The sequence below is a fragment of the Streptomyces sp. NPDC043908 genome, assembly GCF_056435525.1.
In genome coordinates this window covers 509,733-532,637 of record NZ_JBWKEI010000002.1, presented here as the reverse complement: position 1 = coordinate 532,637, position 22,905 = coordinate 509,733, and the positions used below count along the sequence as shown (strand labels likewise).

The 22,905-nt window shown below is 74.0% G+C and carries 15 protein-coding genes and 1 pseudogene; 10 read left to right on the top strand and 6 right to left on the bottom strand.

Annotated elements, in window-relative coordinates:
* Nucleotides 1–2 precede the first annotated feature (2 nt).
* The 4 genes and pseudogenes from AC069K_RS06620 to AC069K_RS06605 all read left to right on the top strand — a co-directional run bounded on the left by AC069K_RS06620 (nt 3) and on the right by AC069K_RS06605 (nt 5,844).
* Nucleotides 3–1,553, top strand: coding sequence for an FG-GAP-like repeat-containing protein (locus AC069K_RS06620; RefSeq protein WP_478612736.1), 1,551 nt, complete (start codon nt 3–5; stop codon nt 1,551–1,553).
* 229 nt (nt 1,554–1,782) lie between these two features.
* Entirely contained in the window at nt 1,783–2,979 is a 1,197-nt protein-coding gene (locus AC069K_RS06615) for a glycoside hydrolase family 64 protein (RefSeq protein WP_365101363.1), read from the top strand.
* Between the two features lie 143 nt (nt 2,980–3,122).
* Nucleotides 3,123–4,172, top strand: coding sequence for a glutathione S-transferase family protein (locus AC069K_RS06610; RefSeq protein WP_478612732.1), 1,050 nt, complete (start codon nt 3,123–3,125; stop codon nt 4,170–4,172).
* 168 nt (nt 4,173–4,340) lie between these two features.
* Nucleotides 4,341–5,844 (top strand): annotated as a pseudogene (locus AC069K_RS06605) (beta-ketoacyl-[acyl-carrier-protein] synthase family protein).
* A 28-nt stretch (nt 5,845–5,872) separates the two neighbouring features.
* Here the strand turns inward: AC069K_RS06605 and AC069K_RS06600 are convergent.
* The 3 genes from AC069K_RS06600 to AC069K_RS06590 all read right to left on the bottom strand — a co-directional run bounded on the left by AC069K_RS06600 (nt 5,873) and on the right by AC069K_RS06590 (nt 9,861).
* Complete coding sequence (locus AC069K_RS06600; protein ID WP_478612729.1) at nt 5,873–8,185, bottom strand: glycosyl hydrolase family 18 protein; 2,313 nt, start codon at nt 8,183–8,185, stop codon at nt 5,873–5,875.
* Between the two features lie 232 nt (nt 8,186–8,417).
* Entirely contained in the window at nt 8,418–9,275 is an 858-nt protein-coding gene (locus AC069K_RS06595) for an alpha/beta fold hydrolase (RefSeq protein ID WP_478612726.1), read from the bottom strand.
* Nucleotides 9,268–9,861, bottom strand: a complete 594-nt coding sequence (locus tag AC069K_RS06590; RefSeq protein ID WP_478612723.1) for a TetR/AcrR family transcriptional regulator — start codon at nt 9,859–9,861, stop codon at nt 9,268–9,270. Before AC069K_RS06590 ends, AC069K_RS06595 begins: the two co-directional genes overlap by 8 nt.
* Before the next feature lie 220 nt (nt 9,862–10,081).
* On the opposite strand from AC069K_RS06590, the gene AC069K_RS06585 reads away from it, so the two are divergent.
* From AC069K_RS06585 to AC069K_RS06575, 3 genes are read left to right on the top strand one after another with little or no spacing between them, the layout of a single operon-like run.
* Nucleotides 10,082–10,438 carry a hypothetical protein gene (locus AC069K_RS06585; protein ID WP_365101350.1) on the top strand — a complete coding sequence of 119 codons (357 nt, stop codon included), beginning with the start codon at nt 10,082–10,084 and terminating at the stop codon, nt 10,436–10,438.
* Nucleotides 10,439–10,472: 34 nt separating this feature from the next.
* Nucleotides 10,473–12,218 carry a sodium/solute symporter gene (locus tag AC069K_RS06580; protein WP_365101348.1) on the top strand — a complete coding sequence of 582 codons (1,746 nt, stop codon included), beginning with the start codon at nt 10,473–10,475 and terminating at the stop codon, nt 12,216–12,218.
* Nucleotides 12,215–13,414: a sensor histidine kinase gene (locus AC069K_RS06575; protein ID WP_358833588.1), complete on the top strand. Its 1,200-nt coding sequence runs from the start codon at nt 12,215–12,217 to the stop codon at nt 13,412–13,414. Before AC069K_RS06580 ends, AC069K_RS06575 begins: the two co-directional genes overlap by 4 nt.
* Before the next feature lie 74 nt (nt 13,415–13,488).
* Here the strand turns inward: AC069K_RS06575 and AC069K_RS06570 are convergent, their stop codons facing one another.
* The gene (locus tag AC069K_RS06570) at nt 13,489–14,022 is read right to left on the bottom strand and encodes a GNAT family N-acetyltransferase (RefSeq protein WP_365101346.1); all 534 of its coding nucleotides are present in this window, start codon (nt 14,020–14,022) and stop codon (nt 13,489–13,491) included.
* Nucleotides 14,023–14,208: 186 nt separating this feature from the next.
* Between AC069K_RS06570 and AC069K_RS06565 the strand changes: the two genes are divergently transcribed.
* Both AC069K_RS06565 and AC069K_RS06560 read left to right on the top strand, forming a co-directional pair.
* On the top strand, nt 14,209–15,114 hold the full coding sequence (locus AC069K_RS06565; protein ID WP_478612717.1) for a phosphatidylinositol-specific phospholipase C: 906 nt from the start codon (nt 14,209–14,211) through the stop codon (nt 15,112–15,114).
* 140 nt (nt 15,115–15,254) lie between these two features.
* Complete coding sequence (locus tag AC069K_RS06560) at nt 15,255–17,309, top strand: SpoIIE family protein phosphatase (protein WP_365101557.1); 2,055 nt, start codon at nt 15,255–15,257, stop codon at nt 17,307–17,309.
* 231 nt (nt 17,310–17,540) lie between these two features.
* Here AC069K_RS06560 and AC069K_RS06555 read toward each other — a convergent pair whose 3' ends face one another.
* Nucleotides 17,541–19,148: a phosphodiester glycosidase family protein gene (locus AC069K_RS06555; RefSeq protein ID WP_365101343.1), complete on the bottom strand. Its 1,608-nt coding sequence runs from the start codon at nt 19,146–19,148 to the stop codon at nt 17,541–17,543.
* A gap of 433 nt (nt 19,149–19,581) precedes the next feature.
* Here AC069K_RS06555 and AC069K_RS06550 point away from each other — a divergent pair, with 433 nt between their 5' ends.
* Nucleotides 19,582–21,702, top strand: coding sequence for a SpoIIE family protein phosphatase (locus AC069K_RS06550; RefSeq protein WP_478612713.1), 2,121 nt, complete (start codon nt 19,582–19,584; stop codon nt 21,700–21,702).
* On the opposite strand, the gene AC069K_RS06545 is transcribed toward AC069K_RS06550, so the two are convergent.
* Nucleotides 21,689–22,702, bottom strand: a complete 1,014-nt coding sequence (locus tag AC069K_RS06545; protein ID WP_478613312.1) for a LacI family DNA-binding transcriptional regulator — start codon at nt 22,700–22,702, stop codon at nt 21,689–21,691. The genes AC069K_RS06550 and AC069K_RS06545 overlap by 14 nt on opposite strands.
* Nucleotides 22,703–22,905 lie beyond the last annotated feature (203 nt).

The window sequence follows — 22,905 nt, the reverse complement described above, 5'->3', positions numbered from 1 at the left end:
TCATGAGACGTATCCGGTTGACCCGCTGTCTCCTCGCTCTCACGGGCGCGCTCTCTCTGGCGACCCTGCCCGCGAGCCCCTCGGCCGCCGACCACCGGGGCACCCCGGTCCTGCGGGTGATGCCGCTGGGCGACTCGATCACCTGGGGCGGTGGCAGCCCCACCCTCTCCTCCTACCGCCGCCCGCTGTGGCAGCTCATGCGGCTGGAAAGGCGGTACACCGTACGGTTCGTGGGCTCGAAGGCCTCCGGCAGCTTCGCCGACTTCTCCAACGAGGGCCACAGCGGCTACGTCATCGACCAGCTCACCGCCGGTATCGACGGCTGGATGGCCGGGGCCCGCCCCGACGTCGTGCTGCTGCACATCGGGATCAACGACATCGCCCGGGGCATCGACCTGCCGCACGCCCCCGACCGCCTCGCCGCCCTCGTCGACCGCGTCTACGCGGACAAGCCGGACGTCACGGTCCTCGTGATGGGCCTCATCCCCACGACGAGCGGTCTGGAGAAGCCCGCCGAGGAGTTCAACGTACGGGCCAGGGAGCTGGAGGACACCGAGCGCGCGGCGGGACGGAAGTTCCGCTACGTGGAGCCGCCCGCGCTGACCTCGGGCGAGTTCCTGGACCAGCTCCACCCCAACGACGCCGGGTTCCGGCGGATGGCCTGGTCCTTCTTCCAGCCCCTGGAGGAGGTGTGGCGCCGGGGCTGGGAGTCCGGCGGCCCCGCGCTGGGCGCCGGCACCGAGGCGGGCGGCGCGAACCCGGTGCGCTGGGCGGACCTCGACGGCGACCGCCGCATGGACCACTTCACGCTCGACGGGTACGGCGGCGTCCTCGTCCGGCTCAACCGGGGCGGCGACGGGCGCGGCGGCTGGCGGCCGCTCGGCAGGGTCCTCGACGGTCTGCCCGACGACCCGGCCCGGGTGCGCTTCGCGGACTTCGACGGCGACGGCCGCGCCGACTGCCTCACCCTGGAAGCCGACGGCGCCGTCTCCGTACGGCTGCACCGGGGCGGCGAGGGCCACGGCGGCTGGCTGCCGCCGCAGCGCGTCACCGACGGCACCACGGCGGACGCGGGCCAGGTGCTGTTCGCGGACTTCGACGGCGACGGCCGCACCGACTACGTCACCCTCGGCTCCACCGGTGAAGTACGGGTCCGGCTCAACCGGGGCGGCGACGGGAACGGCGGCTGGAGCGACCGGGGCCGGGTCGCCACCGGCGTGACCGCCGACGCGAGCCGGGTGCGGTTCGCCGACCTCGACGACGACGGCCGCCCCGACTACAGCGTGCTGGGGCAGGACGGCGCGGTCCGCAGCTTCCTCAACCGGGGCGGCGACGCCCGGGGCGGCTGGGTCGACCTGGGCACCACCACGACCGGCTCCACCCCCGACACGGACCGCGTCTCGCTGGCCGACTTCAGCGGCGACGGCAACGCGGACTACATCCTGGCCGGCCCCTCGGCCACGGAGGCGTCCGTGCGCGTGTGGGCGGGCGGGGACGGCCACGGCGGCTGGACCGACCGGGGACCGGTGGTCTCGGCGGCGCCGAAGCCGTAACCGCGCCGGTCCGCACACTCCGGCGGGGCCACACCAAATGAACGGTGTGACCCCGCCAACTCCCGTTCTTCATCCAGGAATTCGACGCGCGACGCATTGACACCTCTGGTCCGGACCACGATTCTGAGAGCGCTCTCACGAGGAGGAAGGACAGATTCCTCCTCGCGGCGCCCCCCACGTGAACCGCCGAATCCGATGAGGAGTTGGAGCGTTGTCCGTCCAAGGAAAGTTGTCCGTCCAAGGAAAGCTGCTGGCGCCCCTGGTCGCCGCGTTGCTGCTGGCAACCGGGCTCACCGCCACCGGCGCGGCCACCCCCGCCACCGCCGCCGTGCCCTCGACCCTTCCGTTCACCGTGACCAACAACTCCGGCCGCGGTGAACCCCTCTACCTGTACAACCTCGGAACGCTGCTCTCGACCGGCCAGCAGGGCTGGGCCGACGCCGACGGCACCTTCCACCCCTGGCCGGCCGGAGGCAACCCGCCCACCCCGGCACCCGACGCCTCGATCCCGGGTCCGGCGAACGGGCAGTCGAAGACCATCCGGATACCCAAGTTCTCCGGGCGCGTCTACTTCTCGTACGGTCAGAAGCTCGTCTTCAAGCTCACCACCGGCGGTCTGGTGCAGCCCGCGGTGCAGAACCCGAGCGACCCCAACCGGAACATCCTCTTCAACTGGTCCGAGTACACGCTCAACGACTCCGGGCTGTGGCTCAACAGCACCCAGGTGGACATGGTCTCGGCCCCGTACGCGGTCGGCGTCAAGGCCGCCGACGGCACCGTCCGATCGACCGGGCACCTGAAGCCGGGCGGCTACAACGGCTTCTTCGGCGCGCTGAGGGGCAAGCCGGGCGGCTGGGCGGGCCTCGTCCAGACCCGCCCCGACGGATCGATTCTGCGGGCGCTCGCCCCCGGCCACGGCATCGAGACCGGGGCGCTGCCCAGGACCGTGCTCGACGACTACATCAACCGGGTGTGGCAGAAGTACAGCACCTCCACGCTGACCGTCACCCCGTTCGCGGACCAGCCCGCCACCAGGTACTACGGCCGGGTCTCCGGCTCCACCATGGACTTCACCAACAGCGCGGGCGCGGTCGTCACCCGCTTCCAGAAGCCCGACGCGGACAGCGTGTTCGGCTGCTACAAGCTGCTCGACGCCCCGAACGACCTGGTGCGCGGCCCGATCTCGCGCACGCTGTGCGCCGGGTACAACCGCTCCACGCTGCTGGTCAACCCCAACCAGCCGGACACCGGCTCCGCCGCCTTCTACCAGGACGCGGTGACCAACCAGTACGCGCGTGAGCTGCACGCCCGGATGGCCGACGGGCGGGCGTACGCCTTCGCCTTCGACGACGTCGGCCACCACGAGTCACTGGTGAACGACGGCGACCCCCGCCAGGCGTACCTGACGCTGGACCCGTTGAGCTAGGCCCGTCCGACGAGGCCCCGGCCCGCCCCCGACGGGGGACGGACGTTCGACCGGGCGGCTCATCCCGTGGGAGATCTCCCGCTCCGGGGGAAGGCTCGCAGGCAGTACGCCAGTCACGCGAGTCCAGCCGGAAGGAGACCGGGATGAGCCGCTCCGAGCAGAGCGACACGGCGGGAATGGAGGGCAGCGGGGGCAACGCGGGGTACGGGAGCAAGCCCTTCAAGCGCTCGCGCAGCCACTTCGTGGACCGCGTCACCCGCGACGGGCGCGACGGCTGGCCCGTCGAGTACGGCCGCTACCGGCTGGTCGTCAGCCGGGCCTGTCCCTGGGCGAGCCGCGCCCTGGTCTCCCGGCGCCTCCTCGGCCTCGACGACGCGCTCTCGCTCGCGGTGGCCGACCCGATCCAGGACGACCGCAGCTGGCGCTTCACCCTCCAGCCCGACGGCCGCGACCCCGTGCTCGGCATCCGCTACCTCGGTGAGGCCTACGAGGCGCGCGAGCACGGTTACTCGGGCGGCGTCAGCGTCCCGGCGATCGTGGACGTACCCAGCGGGAAGCTGGTCACCAACGACTTCCAGCAGATCACCCTCGACCTCGCCACCGAGTGGCGCGAGCTGCACCGGCCGGGGGCGCCCGACCTCTACCCCGAGCAGTCGCGCGACGAGATCGACGAGGTCATGGACGGGGTCTACCGCGACCTCAACAACGGGGTCTACCGGGCCGGCTTCGCCACCGACCAGGGGGAGTACGAGGCCGCCCACCGCGATGTGTTCCGCCGGCTCGACCTGCTCTCCGGACGCCTCGCCGACCGCCGCTACCTGGTCGGGGACACCATCACCGAGGCGGACATCCGGCTGTTCACCACGCTGGTGCGCTTCGACGCCGTCTACCACGGACACTTCAAGTGCAACCGGAACAAGCTGACCGAGGACCCGGTGCTCTGGGCCTACGCCCGGGACCTCTTCCAGACCCCGGGCTTCGGCGACACGGTCGACTTCGACCACATCAAACGCCACTACAACCTCGTGCACTCGGGCATCAACCCGACCGGCATCGTGCCCGCAGGCCCCGATCTGTCCGGCTGGCTGACCCCGCACCACCGGGAGGAGCTGGGCGGCCGGCCGTTCGGGGACGGCACCCCGCCCGGGCCGGTGCGGCGCGGGGAGGCGATCCCCGAGGCGGGCCGCCCCTGACCTTTCCCACGCGCCGCGCGGGGCGCCGGAACCGGCTCGCGTGGCCGCGGAGCCGAGGCACGGGCAAGATGTTCCCAGATCGCTTTATCGACTTCACGGGGCCGCCCGGAGGCCCTGAAGTCGTTCACCTGTGCGAACTGGGAAGCGGCGATGAGCGAAGAGTCGGTCATGGGCGGCCAGTGCCGGCTCCTGACCACCGGAGAGCTGATGCCGGGCGACGTCGTCGCGACCGGCGTGGACAGCTGGCACGTCGTCCTGCGCACCGCCCCCGCCAGCGAGGCCCGGACCCGGCTCGTGCTGCGCCCCCTGGGCGGCGGCCCCGACCACGAGCGCCTGCTCGACCGGCGCGAGCGCCAGGTGGTGCGGGCGGGCCGCGTCGACCCCGCCGGCGCCGGGCGCCCCGAGGGCACGGGGACGGGCCGGCGGCGGGTCGTGGTCACCGGGCTCGGCGCGCTCACCCCGCTCGGACCCGATGTGCCGGGACTCTGGCAGGGACTGCTCTCGGGGCGCTCGGCGGTCGGCCTGCTCGACGGCGAGGAGTTCGCCGCGCTCCCGGTACGGCTCGCCGCGCGGGCCGCGGTGGACCCGGCCGGGCTGCTGCCCAGGCCCCAGGCGCGGCGGATGAACCGCTCCGCGCAACTGGCCGTGCTCGCCGCCCGTGAGGCCTGGCGGGACGCGGGCCTGGACCCGGAGGGCGCCCGTCCCAGCGGGCTGCTGCCCACCCGTGCCGGGGTGTCGATGGGCTCGATCCTCGGCGGCGCGCCGGTGCTCGTCGACGCCCAGCGGCGGCTGGAGGAGCGCGGCCCGCGCGCGGTCTCGCCGCACACCGCGCCGATGCTGGTGCCGTCCTCGGCCGCCGCCCAGATCTCCATCGACCTCGGGATCCTGGGCGAGGCGAGCACCCTGGTGTCGGCCTGCGCCTCCGGCACCGAGGCCATCGGGCGTGCCGTGGACCGCATCCGCGACGGCCATGTCGACCTGGTGGTGGCGGGCGGCACCGAAGCCGTGATCATCCCGGCCGTCCTGGCCGCCTTCGCCGCGATGCGGGCCGTTTCCACCCGCAACGACGAACCGGCCTCCGCCTGCCGCCCGTTCGACGCGAAGCGGGACGGGTTCGTTCTCGGCGAGGGCGCGGGCGTCCTCGTCCTGGAGGCCGAGGAGCACGCCCGGGCCCGCGGCGCGCGCGTCTACTGCGAGGCCGCCGGCTGGGGGCTTTCCGCCGACGGCTTCCACATGGCGGCCCGAACCGGGCGGGCGCGGTATCGAGGCCGCGCTGCGGGCGGCCCTCGCGGACGCCGGCGCCACCGCGGCGGACGTGGTGCACGTCAACGCCCACGCCACCGCCACCCTGGAGGGCGACCGGGCCGAGGCGCGGGCCCTCGGCCGGGTCCTGGGCGCCCACACCCCGGACGTCCCCGTCACCGCCAACAAGGGCGCGCTCGGCCACCTCCAGGGCGGCGCCGGAGGCGTCGAGGCCGTCGTCGCCGTCCTGACGCTGCGGGACGGGCTGATCCCGCCGACCGCCGGGTGCGACGACGTCGAGGACGGGATCGACCTCGACGTCGTACGCGGCAGCCCGCGCTCCCTGCCGCTGGACGGGGACATCGCGCTCAGCGACTCGTTCGGCTTCGGCGGGCACAACGCGGTGCTCGCCTTCCGGAGCACCGGCTAGTCCGCCCGCCCCCCGGGGGAAGCACGGCTCAGCCGAGTCCGCCGGCCAGCGCGCTCATCAGCGTGCCGCCCGGCGTGTCGCCGGACATCTCCCAGATCATCGCGCCGAGCAGCCCCTTCGTCTTGAGGTAGGCCGTCTTCCTGCCGATCGACCAGGCGTCGTCGAAGCTCCACCACTGCCCGTCGGCGCCCGTGTAGCCGTACGTGGAGACCGACTGCTCGTCGTGGAGGACGGTCAGCCCCGGCACCCCGGCGATCATGTTGCCGTAGCCGCGCACCCCCGCCTCCTCCGGGAACTGGCCGGGCGCCGCCCCCTTGGCCGCCTGCCACTCGCCGTGCGCACCGCCGTCCGTGACGCTCTGCCAGCCCCGCCCGTAGAACGGGAAGCCGACGGTGAGCTTGCGCGGGTTCACCCCGGCGCCCAGATAGGCCTGGACGGCCGCCTCGACGCTGAAGTGGGTGGCGTAGGGATCCTGGGCGTCGGTGTACAGGTTCGCCTGGTGGCCGGTGCGGTCGGGCTCCCAGGAGTTGTCGCTGCCCGCGCCGTGGAAGTCGTACCCCTGCACATTGGCGAAGTCGAGGGAGGAGAAGATCCTGCTCAGGTCCCAGCCCTGCTGGATCTTGGCCGGGTCGGCGGGCGTGAACGCGGTGAGCAGCCGGTGCGGACCGCCCAGCGCGTCGAGCTGCTTGCGGAACTCGGCCAGCAGCAGCGTCAGGTTGGCCTTGTCGGCCGCGGAGTGGTGGTTGCCCGCGTGGCCGTCGGGCGAGCCGGGCCACTCCCAGTCCAGGTCGATGCCGTCGAAGACCCCGGCGCCGGTGCCCGGACCGCCCGCGCCGTTGTAGGCGGGGAGATTGCCCTTGATCCACACGTCGACGCAGGAGGAGACGAACTTCTTGCGCGAGGCGTCGGTGGCGGCGGCGTCCGTGAAGAACTTCGAGTACGTCCAGCCGCCGAGCGAGACGACGGCCTTCAGGTGGGGGTACTTGGCCTTGAGCTTCTTGATCTGGTTGAAGTTGCCGCGGAGCTTGGCGTAGCCGTCGTCGGCGACGCCGTCGACCGACTGGGCCGCGGCGAACGGCCGGGCGTAGTCGGCGTCCGCGTCACCCGCGCCGGTGCCCTGGTCGGGGTCCTGGGGGTTGCCGCCCACGCCTTTGGTGACACCGGCCAAACACGTCAGGTTGACGGGGTCGATGTTCTCGAAGGCGTAGTTGACGACGTCAAGGCGGGCCGCCGAGCCGGAGGTGTCGAGGTTCTTGACGAAGTACTGGCGGCCGTAGATGCCCCACTGGGCGAAGTAGCCGACCTTCAGGTACTTGCCGGTCCCCGCCTGGTCGTCGGTGGTGACGGCCAGCGCGGCGGAGGCGGGCGAGGCGTTGTCGGCCGCGTCGCGCGCCCTGACCGTGAACGTGTACGTGGTGGCCGGGGTCAGCCCGGCGACGGTCGCGGTGAGCGCGGTGGCGGGGAGCGTCTGGGAGAGCTCCCCGTCGCGGTACACGTCGTACGCGGCCACACCGACGTTGTCGCTCGACGCGTTCCAGGCCAGGCTCACGGCCGTCGACGTCCGGCCGGTGGAGCGCAGCGCGGTGGGCGCGGTGGGCGGGTCCGGGTCGGAGGCCGGGTCGGTGGTCGTCGCCGTGACCGCCGCGCTCTGCGGACCGGCGTTGCCCCGGGTGTCCCGGGCGCGGACCGCGAAGCTGTAGGCGGTGGCCGGGGTGAGACCGGTGACCGTGGCGGAGGGGGTGGTCGCGGTGGCCACGACCGTGCCGCCGCTCAGCACGTCGTACGAGGCCACCGGGTGATCGCCCCCGTTCGCCGCCGCCCAGGCGAGCGAGACGCTGTGCGCGGTCACCGAGGTGACCGAGGGGGCGCCGGGCGCGGAGGGCGGGACGTCCGGGGTGCCGTCGCACTTGTCGCCGTTGACCGTGCAGGATCCGGGCGCACCGACCGGCCCGCTCGCCACGAACCAGTAGCTGTACGGCTCGGTGGTGGAGCCGGCCTTGACGGTCGCGTTGTAGTACGCGTTCCGCACCGTCACATGGCGCCCGCTGACGGTGGCCTCGCCGTTGTAGTGGCCGCTGAGCGAGACGCCGGCCGGGAGGTCGAACTCCAGGGTCCAGCCGGTGACCGCGGAGGAGGTGGTGTTGCGGATGACGTACGTCCCCTTCCACCATGAGCCGTTGTCCTGGCTGGAGAAGGAGGCGGTCAGACCGCTCGCCGCGTGCGCGGGGGCGGCGGCGAGGCCGGTGAGGAGGGCGACGGGGAGCAGCAGCGCGCCGAGCAGGGCGAGCAGTCTCCGGTGCGGTGAGGGGCCCGCTGAGGGCGTGGACGGCGAGGACGGCATCGTTCCTCCCTGTGGTGCCGTGGGGGATGGGACAGGGCGGATCGCTGGGCAACGTAGAAGGTCTGGACCAATCGGTCAACCGTCTGGTCCAGACCTTTTTCGCCCGCCGTCGTCCGGGCGACGTGACCGCCCCCTCGCGGACCGTTCCGGGCGATGCCATCGCACCTCGGCGGCGCCCCGTCCCCGCGGTTCGACCGCACCTCGGCGGCTCACCGCACCCCCGGCCGCCTCGCTACACCGTCTCCCCGACCATGGCCGCCACCAGCGTCCGCCGCAGCACCGCCGCGAACCGCACCGGATGGGTGCTCAGACCCACGTGGCCGCCCGGGAACTCGACGAGCCCGGTGCCGAACCGCTCGGCCAGCACCTCCGCCGGACGCGCGAGCAGCAGCCCCCGCGAGGCGCGCCCGCACGCCGGGACCAGCCGTCCGCAGTGCGCCCCCAGCGCGTCCAGGTCCGGCACATGGCCGCTGAACTGCCGCAGTTCGCGCTCCAGGAACTGCGGCATGTTCTCCCGCATCCGCCGCAAGCGCTCGGTGTGGTCCGGGGCGGCGGCCGGTCCGGCGGTCAACTGCCGCTCGTCGTCCGGCTCGTCGGTGCCCTCCTGGCCCGCCGCCGCGCCCAGCGCGGCCATCGCCGCCTCCAGGCCGCCGCGTCCGTACGCCTCGACGACGCCCGCGAAGGCCGCCCGCCACCGGTCCGCGTCGGGCAGCAGGCCGAGCGTCGGCGGCTCGTGGGCCACCACCAGGCGCAGCCGTTCCGGATGGCGGGCGAGCAGGTCGAGCGCGATGATCGCGCCCGAACTGCTGCCGAAGACGAACGCGGGCGCGTCCGGCGAGACCTCGTCGAGCAGGTGCCGCATGTCGTCGCTGTGCGTCCGCACCCGCTGGTCGCGGCCGCGCTCACGGGCCGCGCTGCGGGACTTGCCGCGCGGGTCGACGGCGACGACGGTGAACTGGTCGGCCAGGTCCGCCCCCACCAGGTCGAAGGAGGCGGCGTCCCCGCCACCGCCCGGGATCATCAGCAGCACCGGACCGGTGCCGTACTTCTCGTAGTACAGGCTCGCGCCGGGTACGGGCAGTTCAGGCATGGGTCGCTTCCTCCGGGGACGGGGCCGGCCAGTGGGTGAGGGCGACGTGCAGGGCCGCCACGGCCCGCCGCCACGAGGTGTCCACGTCGCGTGCGTGGTTGAAGCCGCCCTGGGCTTCGAGGCTGAGATAGCCGTGGAAGGTGCTGCGCAGCAGCCGTACCGCGTCGGTCAGGTCCGGCTCGGCGAGCCCGTAGCCGCGCAGCATCCCGTAGGTGATCTCCACGGTCCGCCGCATCGCGGGCGCGTCGGCGACGAGCGCCGGGTCGACCTGGATCTGGGTGGCGGCGTACCGGCCCGGGTGCGCCCGAGCGTACGCCCGGTAGGCGTCGGCGTACGCCATCAGGGCCTCCCGCCCCGAGCGGCCCGCCACCGCCACGGCGATCTCGTCGATCAGCTCGCCGCCGGCCAGCAGCGCGACCCGGGTGCGCAGCTCCCGCACGTTCTTGACGTGCGAGTACAGGCTCGCGTCCTTGACGCCGAAGTGCCGGGCCAGCGCCGAGAGGGTGACGTGGTCGAAGCCCACCTCGTCCGCCAGCTCGGCGGCGGCGGCCGTGATCCGGTCCGCTGTCAGTCCCGCACGCGCCATGCGCCCCGTACCTCCGTCATCGGTGCCCGGCACTCCGGACCGGCTCGAACCTAGGCTCCCTAGGCTGAAACCTAGGATACATAGGTAGAGCCCCGGCGCTCATCGGGGCGGTGTGCGGGGCCGCGCCAGACCGGCGGGACCGCTCCCCGGCGACGCGGCCCTGCTCCCGCCGCGCCACCGGGACTAGTCTCTGGCGACACACAGCCTTGGGGAGGCAGCCGTGCCGCAGGATCCGACGGAACGCCGTGTCGTCGTCACCGGGGTGCCCCGGCGCACCCGCGGGCCCGCCGGATACCGGCCCCGGACCGAGATCGACGAGCAGACCACGCTCGGCCACACCTATGTGCGCTCCCTCATGCGCAGCCAACTGCTCGCCGGACTGACCGTGTTCGCCGTGCTCGTGCTGCTGGTCGGGCCGCTGCCGCTGGTGTTCGCGGTGCGACCGCAGAACCCCGGGCTCGTCTGGGGCGTGCTCGGCTTCGGCGTCTACCCGCCGCTCGTGCTGCTCGCCCGCTGGTACGTGAAGCGGGCCGAGCGCAACGAACAGGACTTCGCCCGCCTCGTCGAGGACCGCTGAGCGCCCGCCCGGCGCCGCCCAGGAACGTGGACACGTGAACCAGAACTACGCCGTACCGGCCGTGGCCCTCGTGGTCCTCGCCACGGTCCTCGTCGGCGCGCTCGGCCTGCGCATATCCCGGACCACCTCCGACTTCTACGTGGCCTCGCGCACCGTGGGCCCCCGGCTCAACGCCGCCGCGATCAGCGGCGAGTACCTCTCCGCCGCCTCCTTCCTCGGCATCGCGGGCCTCGTCCTCGTCCAGGGCCCCGACATGCTCTGGTACCCGGTGGGCTACACCGCGGGCTACCTGGTCCTGCTGGTGTTCGTCGCGGCCCCGCTGCGCCGCTCCGGCGCCTACACCCTGCCCGACTTCGCCGAGGCCCGCCTCGAATCGCGCTCCGTGCGCCGGTTCGCCGCCGCCCTGGTCGTCGGCGTGGGCTGGCTCTACCTGCTGCCGCAGCTCCAGGGCGCCGGGCTCACCCTGAACGTGCTGACCGGGGCGCCGCGCTGGTTCGGGGGTGTGCTGGTCGCGGTGGTCGTCGTCGCCACCGTCGCCGCGGGCGGCATGCGCAGCATCACCTTCGTCCAGGCCTTCCAGTACTGGCTGAAACTCACCGCCCTCCTGGTGCCCGCCCTCTTCCTGGTCCTCGCCTGGCACGGCGACGGCGCCCCGCGCGTCGCCTTCGACGAGCCCGCGGCCTTCCGCGAGCAGCGGTCGGTACGCGTCGACGACACCCTCGACCTCACCCTCGCCGCCCCGCTCACCGTCACCGCGACCGGCACCGTCGACGGCACCCGCCACCAGGACGAACGCCTGCTCCTGACCGGCGGCACCCACCGCGTCGAACGCGGCACCCGGCTCGTCTTCGCCCCCGGCGACCGGGTGCCCGGCAGCGACGCGGGCAGCGCGGGCATGTCCACCCCGCTCGCCCACGCCCGCAAGGAGCGCCCGCTGTACGCCACGTACGGGCTGATCGTCGCCACCTTCCTCGGCACCATGGGCCTGCCGCACGTCGTGGTGCGCTTCTACACCAGCCCGCACGGCGTCGCCGCCCGCCGCACCACGGTCGTCGTCCTCGGCCTGATCGGCGCCTTCTATCTGCTGCCGCCCGTCTACGGAGCGCTGGGCAGGCTGTACGCGCCCGAACTCGCCCTCACCGGACAGGCCGACGCGGCCGTGCTCGTCCTGCCGCACCTGGTCATCGGCGGCGTCGGCGGGAACCTGCTGGGGGCGCTGCTCGCCGGCGGCGCGTTCGCCGCGTTCCTGTCCACGGCGTCGGGGCTGACCCTGGCGGTCGCGGGCGTCCTCACCCAGGACGTGCTGCCCACCCGGGGCGTGCGGCACTTCCGCCTCGCCACCCTGCTCGCGGTCGCGGTGCCGCTGGCGGCCAGCGCCCTGGTGGGCGGGCTGCCGGTGGCCGACGCGGTGGGCCTGGCCTTCGCGGTCTCCGCCTCCTCCTTCTGCCCGCTGCTGGTGCTCGGCATCTGGTGGCGCGGGCTCACCCCGCCGGGCGCGGTCGCCGGGATGGTGGCGGGCGGCGGCTCGGCGCTGCTCGCGGTCACCGCCACCATGGCGGGGCTGCCCGGCGGCGGCCCGCTGCACGCGCTGCTCGCCTGGCCCGCCCTGTGGTCGGTGCCGCTCGGCTTCCTGACGATGATCCTGGTGTCCCTGGCGACCCCCGCCCGCGTCCCCGCGGGCACGGCCGCCACCCTGGCCCGCTTCCATCTCCCGGAGGCGCTGTACACCGGTCGGCGCGGCGGACCGGATCACCCCGCGGCCCGTCAGGAGCGGGCGTGAACGGGTTCCTCGCCGGGATGTTCGCGGCCGCCCTGCCCCTGGTCGCGGCCGGCTTCTGGGCCGGGCGGCGCACCGCGCGCCCGCAGGGCCTGGGCGATCTGGGCACGCCCGTCGAGCACGCCACCTTCCAGACCCTGCACACCGCCTCCCTCGCCGCGCCCCCGCTGCGCGCCGGGCTCACCCCCGACACCGCGCGCCGCGCCGCCCGGGGCCTGCGCACCCTGCTCGGCACCGACGCCCTCTGCCTGACCGACGGGTCCTCGGTGCTGACCTGGGACGGGGCGGGCGAGCACCACGCCGCGGAGATCCTGGAACGGCTCGGCCGCATCCGCGAGACCGGCCGGGGCGAGGCGTTCCGCATCCGGTGCGACGACGACGGCTGCGCCCTGCGCTGGGCGGTCGTGGCCCCGCTCACCGTCGACGACCGGGTGCACGGCGCCCTGGTCACCTGCGCGCCGCGCGAGTCGGCGGTGCTGGTGCGGGCGGCGGGCGAGGTCGCCCGCTGGGTCTCGGTGCAGCTGGAGCTCGCCGACCTCGACCGCTCCCGTACCCGGCTCATCGAGGCCGAGATCAAGGCGCTGCGGGCGCAGATCTCCCCGCACTTCGTCTTCAACTCCCTCGCCGTCATCGCCTCGTTCGTCCGCACCGACCCCGACCGGGCCCGCGAACTGCTCCTGGAGTTCGCGGACTTCACCCGCTACTCCTTCCGCCGGCACGGCGACTTCACCACCCTCGCCGACGAACTGCACGCCATCGACCAGTACCTGGCCCTGGTCCGCGCCCGCTTCGGCGAACGCCTCTCGGTGACCCTCCAGATAGCCCCGGAGGTGCTGCCGGTGGCCCTGCCGTTCCTGTGCCTGCAACCGCTCGTGGAGAACGCGGTCAAACACGGCCTTGAGGGCAAGACCGACAAGAGCCACATCAGCATCACCGCGCGCGACGCCGGGTCGGAGGCGCTGGTGGTCATCGAGGACAACGGCGTCGGCATGGAGCCCGACCGGCTGCGCCGCATCCTGGCGGGCGAGGCCGGCCCGTCCACCGGCATCGGCCTGTCCAACGTGGACGACCGGCTGCGCCAGGTGTACGGGGACGGGCACGGCCTGGTCATCGAGACGGCGGCCGGCGCCGGAATGAAGATCACGGTCCGGCTGCCCAAGTACCAGCCGGGCGTCCACACGACGCCGGAGCGGCCCTAGGGCGTGTGGCGAAAGTCCCGCCTGCCCCGCGGGGCCCGCCCTCCGGGCGGACGGCGCCCCTTTCGCCACACGCCCTAGCCGGCGTACTCCGTGAGGTCGATGGAGTGGACCGCGAGCCGGTTGCCGTTGCGGGGGTCGGTCGTGACCTTCTCGGGGACCATGCCCAGCTTGCGGATGATGTTCTCGGACGCGCTGTCGCCCACGCGCGCGATGGCGAGGACCCGGTCCAGGCCGCGGTCCTGGAGGGCGAACTCCAGCGACGCCTGCGCGGCCTCCGAGGCGTACCCCTGGCCCCAGAACTGCCGTCCCAGACGCCACTCGACCGCCACCGCGGGCAGCACCTCGGGCAGGTACTCGGGCACGGTCAGACCGGTGAACCCGGCCAGCTCGCCGGACCCGAGGAGCTCGACGGCGAAGAGCCCGAAGCCCTCCTCGTCCCACTCCTCCTCCCAGCGCTCGATGTCGTCGGCCGTCCGTTCCAGATCGAGGACCGAGCCGTCCCCGGTCCAGCGCATGACGTCCGGATCGGCGTTGATGTCGGCCAGGGCGGGCAGGTCGTCCTCGTCCCAGCGGCGCAGGAGCAGACGGGGGGTGTGGATCTCGGTCATGCGCCCATCCTGTCGAATACGGGGCCGAACCGGTAATCAGCGCCCGCGCGCGGACGCCGCCCGGGACCGCCGGGCGGTCATCGGTGGTGTCCGACGCCTGTTCTCCCGCGGTCCGCTGTGCTTCCATGCCACAGCGACGACCGGGTGGGGCCCGTGAGGGCCGCCGAGCGGCAGGGGAGCGTGGGTATGGACCGGCGGGGATTTCTCAGAGGCGCGGCCGTGCTTCCGGCCGCCGGGCTCCTGGCGTACACGGGCGCGGCGTCCGCCGCGGCCCGCACCCTGGGCACCGCCGACTGGATGGCGGGCCTGGGCGCCTCGACCGATCTGCGGCAGCTGACGATCCCCGGTACGCACAACACCGGCGCCCGTTTCGGCGGGCTGTGGGTCGCGTGCCAGAACGCCGTCGTCGCCGCGCAGCTGAACGCAGGCGTCCGCTTCCTGGACGTACGCTGCCGGGCCACCGGCGACGCCTTCGCCATCCACCACGCCGCCTTCTACCAGAACCTGATGTTCGGCGACGTGCTGATCGCCTGCCGGGACTTCCTCGCCGCCCACCCGGGCGAGACGGTGCTGATGCGGGTGAAGCAGGAGTACTCGGCGGTGAGCGACGCCGAGTTCCGCCGGATCTTCGACCTCTACCTCGACCAGAAGGGCTGGCGCCCGCTGTTCCGCCTCGACGCCACGCTGCCCGCGCTGGGCGAGGCCCGGGGCAGGGTGGTCCTGCTCGCCGACAACGGCGGTCTGCCCGGCGTCCGCTACGGCGACCCGGCGCTCTTCGACATCCAGGACGACTACAACGCCGAGCCCTTCGGCAAGTACCCCAAGATCGAGGCCCAGTTCCGCAAGGCCGCCGACCAGCCGGGCAGGCTCTACATCAACTATGTGAGCACGGCGGCCGGGCTGCCGCCCGAGTGGAACGCCGCCCGGCTCAACCCGCAGGTGCGCTCGTTCCTGAACGGCTCCGCCCTGGCGGGCCGGGCCGGGCTCGGGATCGTCCCCCTGGACTTCCCCGAAGCGACCTCGGGACTCATCGACGCGGTGCTGCGGCACAATCCCGCCCCCGCCGCCATCCCCGCGCGGCCGAACGGGTGACCGAGGGGCCGTTGTGCCACGAGGGGCCCAGCGGGCGCGGTCTGCTGATGCGGAGGAAAAACCCCCGAAGTTAAGCTGACGCAGTGGCTGGACGCGACCGACGGCGGATCGGGCCGGGCGAGAGGCTGGCCCTCAACCGCATGGGCAGCTTCGACTGGGACCTGGAGAACAACACCCTCGCGTTCGATGACGCCGGTCTCGCCGTCTTCGACCTGAGACCCGGCGAGTACGACGGGAACCCCGACTCGCTGGCCTCCCGGGTGCCGCCCGAGGAGGGCGCCCGGGTCGACGGCGTCGTCGCCGAGGCCATGCAGACCGGCCGCTCCTCCTACGGCGCCTACTTCCAGGTGAGGCGGCGCAACGGGCACCGGCAGTGGACCCATGTGCGCGGGCGTATCCTGCGCGACGACCGGGGCAACGCCTACCGCGTCCTCGGCATCGTCCGCAACGCCTCCACCGAGCTCACCGAGTTCACCGTGATCAGCCCGCTGGAGGCGGGCCGGCGGCGGATCACCGGCATGGTGCAGGGCACCACCGAGGCCCTCTCCAAGGCGGTGACCGTCGACGACGTCGCCGAGGTCCTCACCGGCAGCGGCGGCCGCGAGCGGTTCGGCGCCGACGGGCTGCTGCTCGGCCTTGTCGAGGGCGGCGCGCTCAAGGTCATCGCGATGTCCGGGGACTCGATGGAGGCGCTCGACGAGCTGAAGCTGCACCGCCTGGACGACTCGCTGCCGCTGGCCGAGGCCGTCCTCACCGGCCGGCCCCGGTTCGTCACCTCGCTGGGCGAACTGGGCCACACCTTCCCCCGGCTCGCCCCGTACATCCAGCGCCTGGAACTGGACGCGGCGGCCTTCCTGCCGCTGATCGCCCAGGCCCGGCCGGTCGGCGGCCTCGCGCTGTTCTTCCGGGGCCGCAGTGACTTCTCCGCCGAGGACCGCAACCTCTGCCTGGGCCTCGCGGGAATCGTCGCCCAGTCGCTCCAGCGGGCCATCCTCTTCGACCAGGAGCGCGAGTTCGCCACCGGTCTCCAGGCGTCGATGCTGCCCCGGCACGTGCCGGAGGTCACCGGCGCCGAGATCGCCGTGCGCTACCACGCCGCCTGGGGCGGCCGGGAGGTCGGCGGCGACTGGTACGACGTGATCCCGCTGCCGCGCGGCCGGGTCGGCGTCGTGGTCGGTGACGTCCAGGGCCACGACACCCACGCCGCCGCGATCATGGGCCAGCTCAGGATCGCGATCCGGGCCTACGCGGGCGAGGGCCACGCGCCCGCCACGGTCCTCGCCCGCGCCTCCCGCTTCCTGGCCGAGCTCGACACCGAGCGCTTCGCCACCTGTACGTACGCCCAGGTGGACCTGGTCTCCGGCGGCGTCCGGGCCGTGCGCGCGGGCCATCTGGGGCCGTTCATCCGGCACACCGACGGCCGGGTGGGCCGCCCCAACCTGCGCGGCGGCCTGCCGCTCGGGCTCGCCAGCGAGTTCGACGACGAGGACTTCCCCGAGACCCGCCTCGACCTGGTGCCCGGCGAGACGATGGTGATGTGCACCGACGGCCTGGTGGAGGAGCCGGGCCTGGACATCACCGCCGGGATGGACTCCCTCGCGGCGGCCGTACGGACCGGCCCCGAGGGGGCGGACGCGCTCGCCGACCACCTCTCCGCCAGCCTCTGGGAGCGCTGGGGCACCGGTGACGACGTGGCCCTGCTGGTGCTGCGCCGCGCCCCCGACCCGGGCACCCCGCAGGCCCCGCGCATCCACCAGTACATCCACCAGGCCGATCCCGAGGGCCTGGCGGAGTCCCGGGTGGCCCTGCGCCGGGCCCTGGAGGACTGGGGCTTCGCGGAGCTCGTCGACGACGTGGAGCTGGCCGCGGGCGAGCTCCTCGGCAACGTCCTGCTGCACACCGAGGGCGGCGCCGTCCTCACCCTGGAGGTGCTGCCCGAGCCGGTGCGGCGCGTCCGGCTGTGGGTCAAGGACCGCTCCAGCGTCCGCCCGCGCCGCAGGACGCCCGGGGAGGCGGCCACCTCCGGGCGCGGGCTGCTGCTCATCGAGGCGGTGTCGGCCCGCTGGGGCGTGGAGCCCCGGGGTGACGGCAAGGCGGTGTGGTGCGAGTTCGTGCCGGAGGGCGCCGGGGGCGCGGCCGCGGATCTGCCGGCCGGGCGCCCGGTGGTGCCGCCGGAGGAGCCCCCGGAGGACTGACCGGCCCGCGCCGGAGCACGGACCGGTCACCCGCGCCGGTACACGACGGACGGGCTCAGCGCCTGTTTGAACCCCCGTCTGCGCCCCGACGCCCGGCACGCACGCTCACCGCACGGCGTCCCAGGACAGGTGGCTCCGCCACACGACCTGGGACGCCGCACGCCGATCGCACGCACCGACCGCCGCTGCGCCCGCCCTCCGGGCGGACGGCGGGGGTTCAAAGACAGGCTCTCAGGGCTTGATGACCCAGGCGTCGCCGAGCGAGCGCTCGCCCGAGGAGTCCGACGGGTGGTTGATGACGCCGTCGGCCGCCGTGGCCATCACGCTGGAGCCGCCGCCGTCGAGGTTGAGCGCCTCACGGGCGCCGAGCCGGCGCATCAGCTCCGCGGTCCACGCGATGCTCAGCCCCTCGCTGTAACCCGCCTGGCGGCCGTCGACGACGGCCAGCATCAGCCGGCCGTCGCCGTCCACGCCCATCATCGAGCGGGGGTTGGCGCGGTTGGTCCAGTCGTACGTGAAGGACTGGTCGGAGCCGGAGCGGATGATGCCGTCCCCCAGCGCGTTCACCGACACCTGGCCGTGGCGCACCAGGGTCGGGCCGACCTGCATGATCGTGGTGTCCCGGGTGAGCGGGACCGGGCGGCCGTAGCCGTCGGTGACGCGGGTGCGGATGCCGAGCCGGTCGCCCTCGCGCACATGGCCGAGCAGCCACTGGGCGCTGTCGCCGATGGCCTGGAGGGTGGAGCCCCCGGCCGGGACGGCGGCCCCGCGCGAGGAGTTCACCTCGACCACCCGGTCGTCGGCGTCCAGGACCGCCTCGGCGCCCGCGCCGGACGGCGGGGTGCCCCACTCGGGGGTGAACCGCACCAGTTCACTGGGGTCGGTGCACTCGAAGTCGTGCTGCGGCTTCTCGGTGGGGGTGTCGCCGCCGACCCCGCCGCAGTTCCAGACGTCGCCGGGGAAGCGGTTGACCCCGTCGATCTCCTGGGTGGCGCCGTCCGGCGTGCGCAGCGAGATGTGCGCCCTGATGGTGTCGACGCGGACCTTGCTGCCGCCCTTGGTGATCAGGATCGCGCCGCGGCCCTGGGTCGCCGAGGCGAGCACCTTGCCGTCCTTGACGTAGAACCCGCCGGGCGCGTCGTTGTAGAACCACTGGCCGTTGATGCCCGCGACCGCGTGCGCCCGGGCGACCAGGTCGGTGGCCGGTTCGGTGCCGTGCAGGGTGGGCCCGAACTCGGTGTCGACCTTGCCCCGGAACTCGCGGAAGTCGACCCGGATGACGTTGACCTTCTGCGGCGCCCCGGGGTCGGTGCCGTCCTGCGCGGTGTAGCGGGTGTCGCCGCTGAACCCGGCGGCCTTCACCCGGGCCAGCTCCGCGCTCGCCCCGGAGCGCTCGGCGAAGGCGCCCACCCGGACGGTCCAGCCCAGCGTGCCGGCCGGGAGGTCGGCGTACGCGGGCGAGCGGACCTCTTCGACCCGCGGCGTGAAGCCCTGCTCGCGCAGGGCCTCGGCGACCCGGTCCGCCGTGTCCTTCGGGCCGAGCTCGGTGGTGGCCCGGCTGAGCCGGCCGCCGGGGGTGGCCGGCAGGAACACGTGTGCGGTCCAGAAGTCGTCCGCGTTCTTCTTGCCGAAGGTGTACGTCGTGAGGGTGACGCCGGGGCTCAGGACCCGGGTCACCGTCGGCGCGGTGGTCGGCAGGGGCGGCCGGAACGGTCTGGCGGACGAGGCGAGGGAGGGCCGGAGGGCACCGTGGGGGGCGGCCTCGGCGGTCGGGACGACGACCGCGGCGGTCAGGGCGACGGCGGCTGACAGCGCGGTGGCGAGGGTGGTTCGGCGCATGAGGCTTCCTTCGTGGGTGGGAAGGTGCGTCGAAAATTAGATGGTGTGGACATGACTTGCGCTGATACGTGACACGCTGCCCACATGAAGTGACTCTCACTGATGAGTGAACGAGGCAGGCGGCCAGAAGTAGTTGGCCCGGCCGAACTTCAACCGCCGTTCGCACCACGGCTGCCGCGCCCCCCACCGGGGCATGTGTCCCACTCGGCGCCCTCTCTCCAGTTGATGATCCGTCAGTTATTTCGTCCGATTTATAACGGAGGCGGACGGATCTTCCACGCGAATCGCCGACGCCCGCGCGCACTGTCCCCCGGTCGGCTCCCGCCGCGTCCGCCCGTCGCCCGGGCGCCCTCGTCGTGCGGGAACGGCCGCGGGCGGGCAGCCTGGATCTTCCAGAGGTGTCCCCGCGCGGCCTGGGAGGAGGTGGTCCGCCGTGCCCGACCGGGATGCGCCCGGCCCTCCGCCCGACCGGACGCCCCCGCACCGGGCGGTGCTGTCCCGGGTACTGACCGGGCTGCTGGACGACGTCCAGGCGCACTCCGGTGCCGTCTACGTGCTCGACCCCGAGGAGAACGTCCTGGTCATGGCGGCCATCGCCGGGCTGCCCCGGGTCTTCGCCGCGCCCTGGGAGCGGGTCGGGCTCGCCGCCCCCATTCCGGTCGCCGACGCGGCCCGCGAGCGGCGCCTGGTCTGGGTGGGCGGCGAGGAGGAGATGGCGGCCCGTTACCCCCGGATCGCGGTCGTGCTGCCCTACCCCTTCGCCCTGGCCGCGCTCCCCGTCGCGACCGCCGACGCCGTCTACGGGGCCGTCTACACGACCTGGCCCGGCTCGCACCCGGCGGACCTCTCCCGCACCGAGCGCCGGCTCCTCACCGCCGCCTGCGACCGGCTCGCCGAGTACATGGAGTGGGCCGCCGGGCGGGGCAGACCGGTGCTGCCCGAGTCGGGGGTGCGCCCGGTGGAGCAGCCGTCGGGGGAGACCGGCGCGGCCGAGGCCGCCCGGATGGCCGCCCGTCTGCCGTACGGGCTGTGCGCGCTCGACCTCGACGGCCGGGTCGAGTACGCCAACCAGGCGGCGGCCGACCTGCTCGGCGTCCCCGTGGAGCGCCTGCTCGGCACCCCGCCGTGGGTGACCCTGCCGTGGCTGAACGACCCGATGTACGAGGACCGCTACCGGGCGGCGCTGCTCAGCCAGCAGATCACCTCGTTCGTGGCGCTGCGCCCGCCCGGCGACTGGCTCTCCTTCCGGCTCTACCCGAGCACCACCGGCCTCAGCGTGCGCATCACACGGGCCCGGGCCACGCCCCGGGGAGGCCGTCCGCAGCGCGACGACGGCGAGGGGCCGGGGCGGCTGGTGACCATCTCGCACGTACTGAGCCTGGCCAGCGCCCTGACCGAGGCCGTGGGCGTACGGGACGTGGTCGACCTGGTGGCCGACGAGATCATGCCGGCGGTGGGCAGCCGGACGCTGGTCATGCTGGGCGCCTCCGGCGGGCGGCTCAACGTCCTGGGCCAGCGCGGGTACGAGGACCCCTCGCTGGTGGACCGCTTCGACGGGATGCCGCTCACCGCGCACACGCCGGGCGTGCGCGCCCTGCTCACCGGCGTACCGGGGTTCTACGAGTCGCGCGCGCAACTGGAGCGGCTCTACCCGCTGCGGAACGCGACCCCCGACGGCATGGCCGCCTGGGCCTATCTGCCCCTGATCGCCTCCGGCCGGGCCGTGGGCACCTGTGTGCTCGGCTACGCCGAGGAGCGCCCGTTCACGGCCGAGGAGCGCGCGGTGCTGACCAGCGTGGGCGGGCTGATCGCGCAGGCCCTGGAGCGGGCGAGCCTCTACGACGCCAAGCACCGCCTCGCCCACGGCCTCCAGGAGGCACTGCTGCCGCGCACCCTGCCGGACCTGCCAGGACTGGAGGTGGCCGCCCGCTATCTGCCGGCCACCCAGGGCATGGACATCGGCGGCGACTTCTACGACCTGCTGCCGGTCGGGACCGCGGCCGCCGCCGTCATCGGGGACGTCCAGGGCCACAACGTCACCGCGGCGGGCCTGATGGGCCAGGTCCGCACGGCCGTACGCGCCTACACCGCCGTCGGGCAGACCCCCGGCCGGGTCATGGAGTCCACCAACCGGCTCCTGGTCGACCTCGCCGCCGAACGCTTCGCCAGCTGCATCTACCTGCACCTGGACACCGCGCGCGGCCGTGCGCTGCTGGCCCGCGCGGGACACCCCCAGCCGCTGCTGAGGGACCCCGGCGGCCGGGTGCGCACGCTGGACCTGGCGGGCGGTCCGCTCCTCGGCATCGAGGCCGAGGCGGTCTACCCGACCACGGAGGTGCCGCTGCCGCCCGGGTCGGTCCTCGCCCTGTACACCGACGGCCTGGTCGAGGTCTCGGGCGTGGACCTCGACGAGTCGGTGGGGGCCGTCGCCGACCGGCTCGCCGAGGTGGGCGGGCGCCCCCTGGAGGAGGTCGCCGACGCCCTCGTACGCCATGTGCAGGAGACCCAGGGGCGCAGCGACGACGTGGCGCTCCTGCTGCTCAGGCCCCGGTGAGCGGCGGGGGAGCGGTGCTCTCGCGCTCGATCAGCCGGGGCAGCGGCATCGGGACCGAGCGGGCGGCGGCGCCGTCAAGGAGCGCCGTCAGCTCGCGCGCGGCGAGCCGCCCGAACGCGAGGGTGTCCCGGGAGAGCGCGGTGAGCCACGGGTGGACCATCCGGCACAGCACCGAGTCCTCCCACGACACGATCGAGACGTCCCCCGGTACCGAGAGGCCGAGCCCGGCCACCACGGCCGCGCCGGCCGCGGCCATCACGTCGTTGTCGTAGACCAGCGCGGTCGGCGGCGCCTCGCCGCCGAGCACCCGGCGGGTCACCGCCGCGCCCTCGGTGTCGGAGTAGTCCGTGGTCACCGAGCGCACCCCGGTCAGTCCCCGCCGCCCGGCCTCGGCGCGCAGCGAGCGGATACGGCGGTCGGTGTGCGCGAGCGCGCCGAGGCCCGCGATGTGCACGATGCCGCGGTGGCCCAGCTCGTGGAGCCTGCCGACGACCGCGGCCATCGCCGCGGCGTCGTCGGCCCGCACCTGCGACAGGTTGGGGTGCGTGCCCGCCAGCCCGCCGATGACGACGCCCGGCAGCCCCAGCTCGTCGAGCAGCTCCGGGCGGGGGTCGTCGGTGCGCGGGTCCACCACCAGGACGCCGTCCACCCGGTGCTCGGCCCACCACCGCCGGTAGACCGCGCACTCGGCGTCCACGTCCTCCACCACCTGGAAGAGCAGCCCGAGCTGACGCTCCGCCAGGACCTCCTGGATGCCGGAGATCAGCTGGAGGAAGAACGAGTCCACGCCCAGGGTCGCCGCCGGCCGCGCCACCACCAGGCCGACGGTGGCCGCGCCCTCGCCGGAGAGCGCCCGGGCCGCCGTGCTCGGCCGCCAGCCCAGCTGCTCGGCGACCCGGCGGACCCGGTCCCGGGTGACCTCGGAGACTCCGGGGCGGTCGTTGAGCGCGAATGACACCGCGCTCTCCGACACCCCGGCCCGCTGGGCGATGTCCTTCATCGTCGGGCGGCGCGCCGGTGTGCGCCGGGCCGGCCGCGTGTCCCTGCCGGACGGCGGGCTGTCCGTCACCCCTGCCCCTTTCCCGCTGGTTCCGGCCGGTCGCGGCCGGTGAATGCCGCAGCGTACTAATGCGCTTGAGCTATCTGACTCTAAAGCGCATTAGTAGATCACCGCAACTGCCGTGCGTACACCGGTGACCTGCG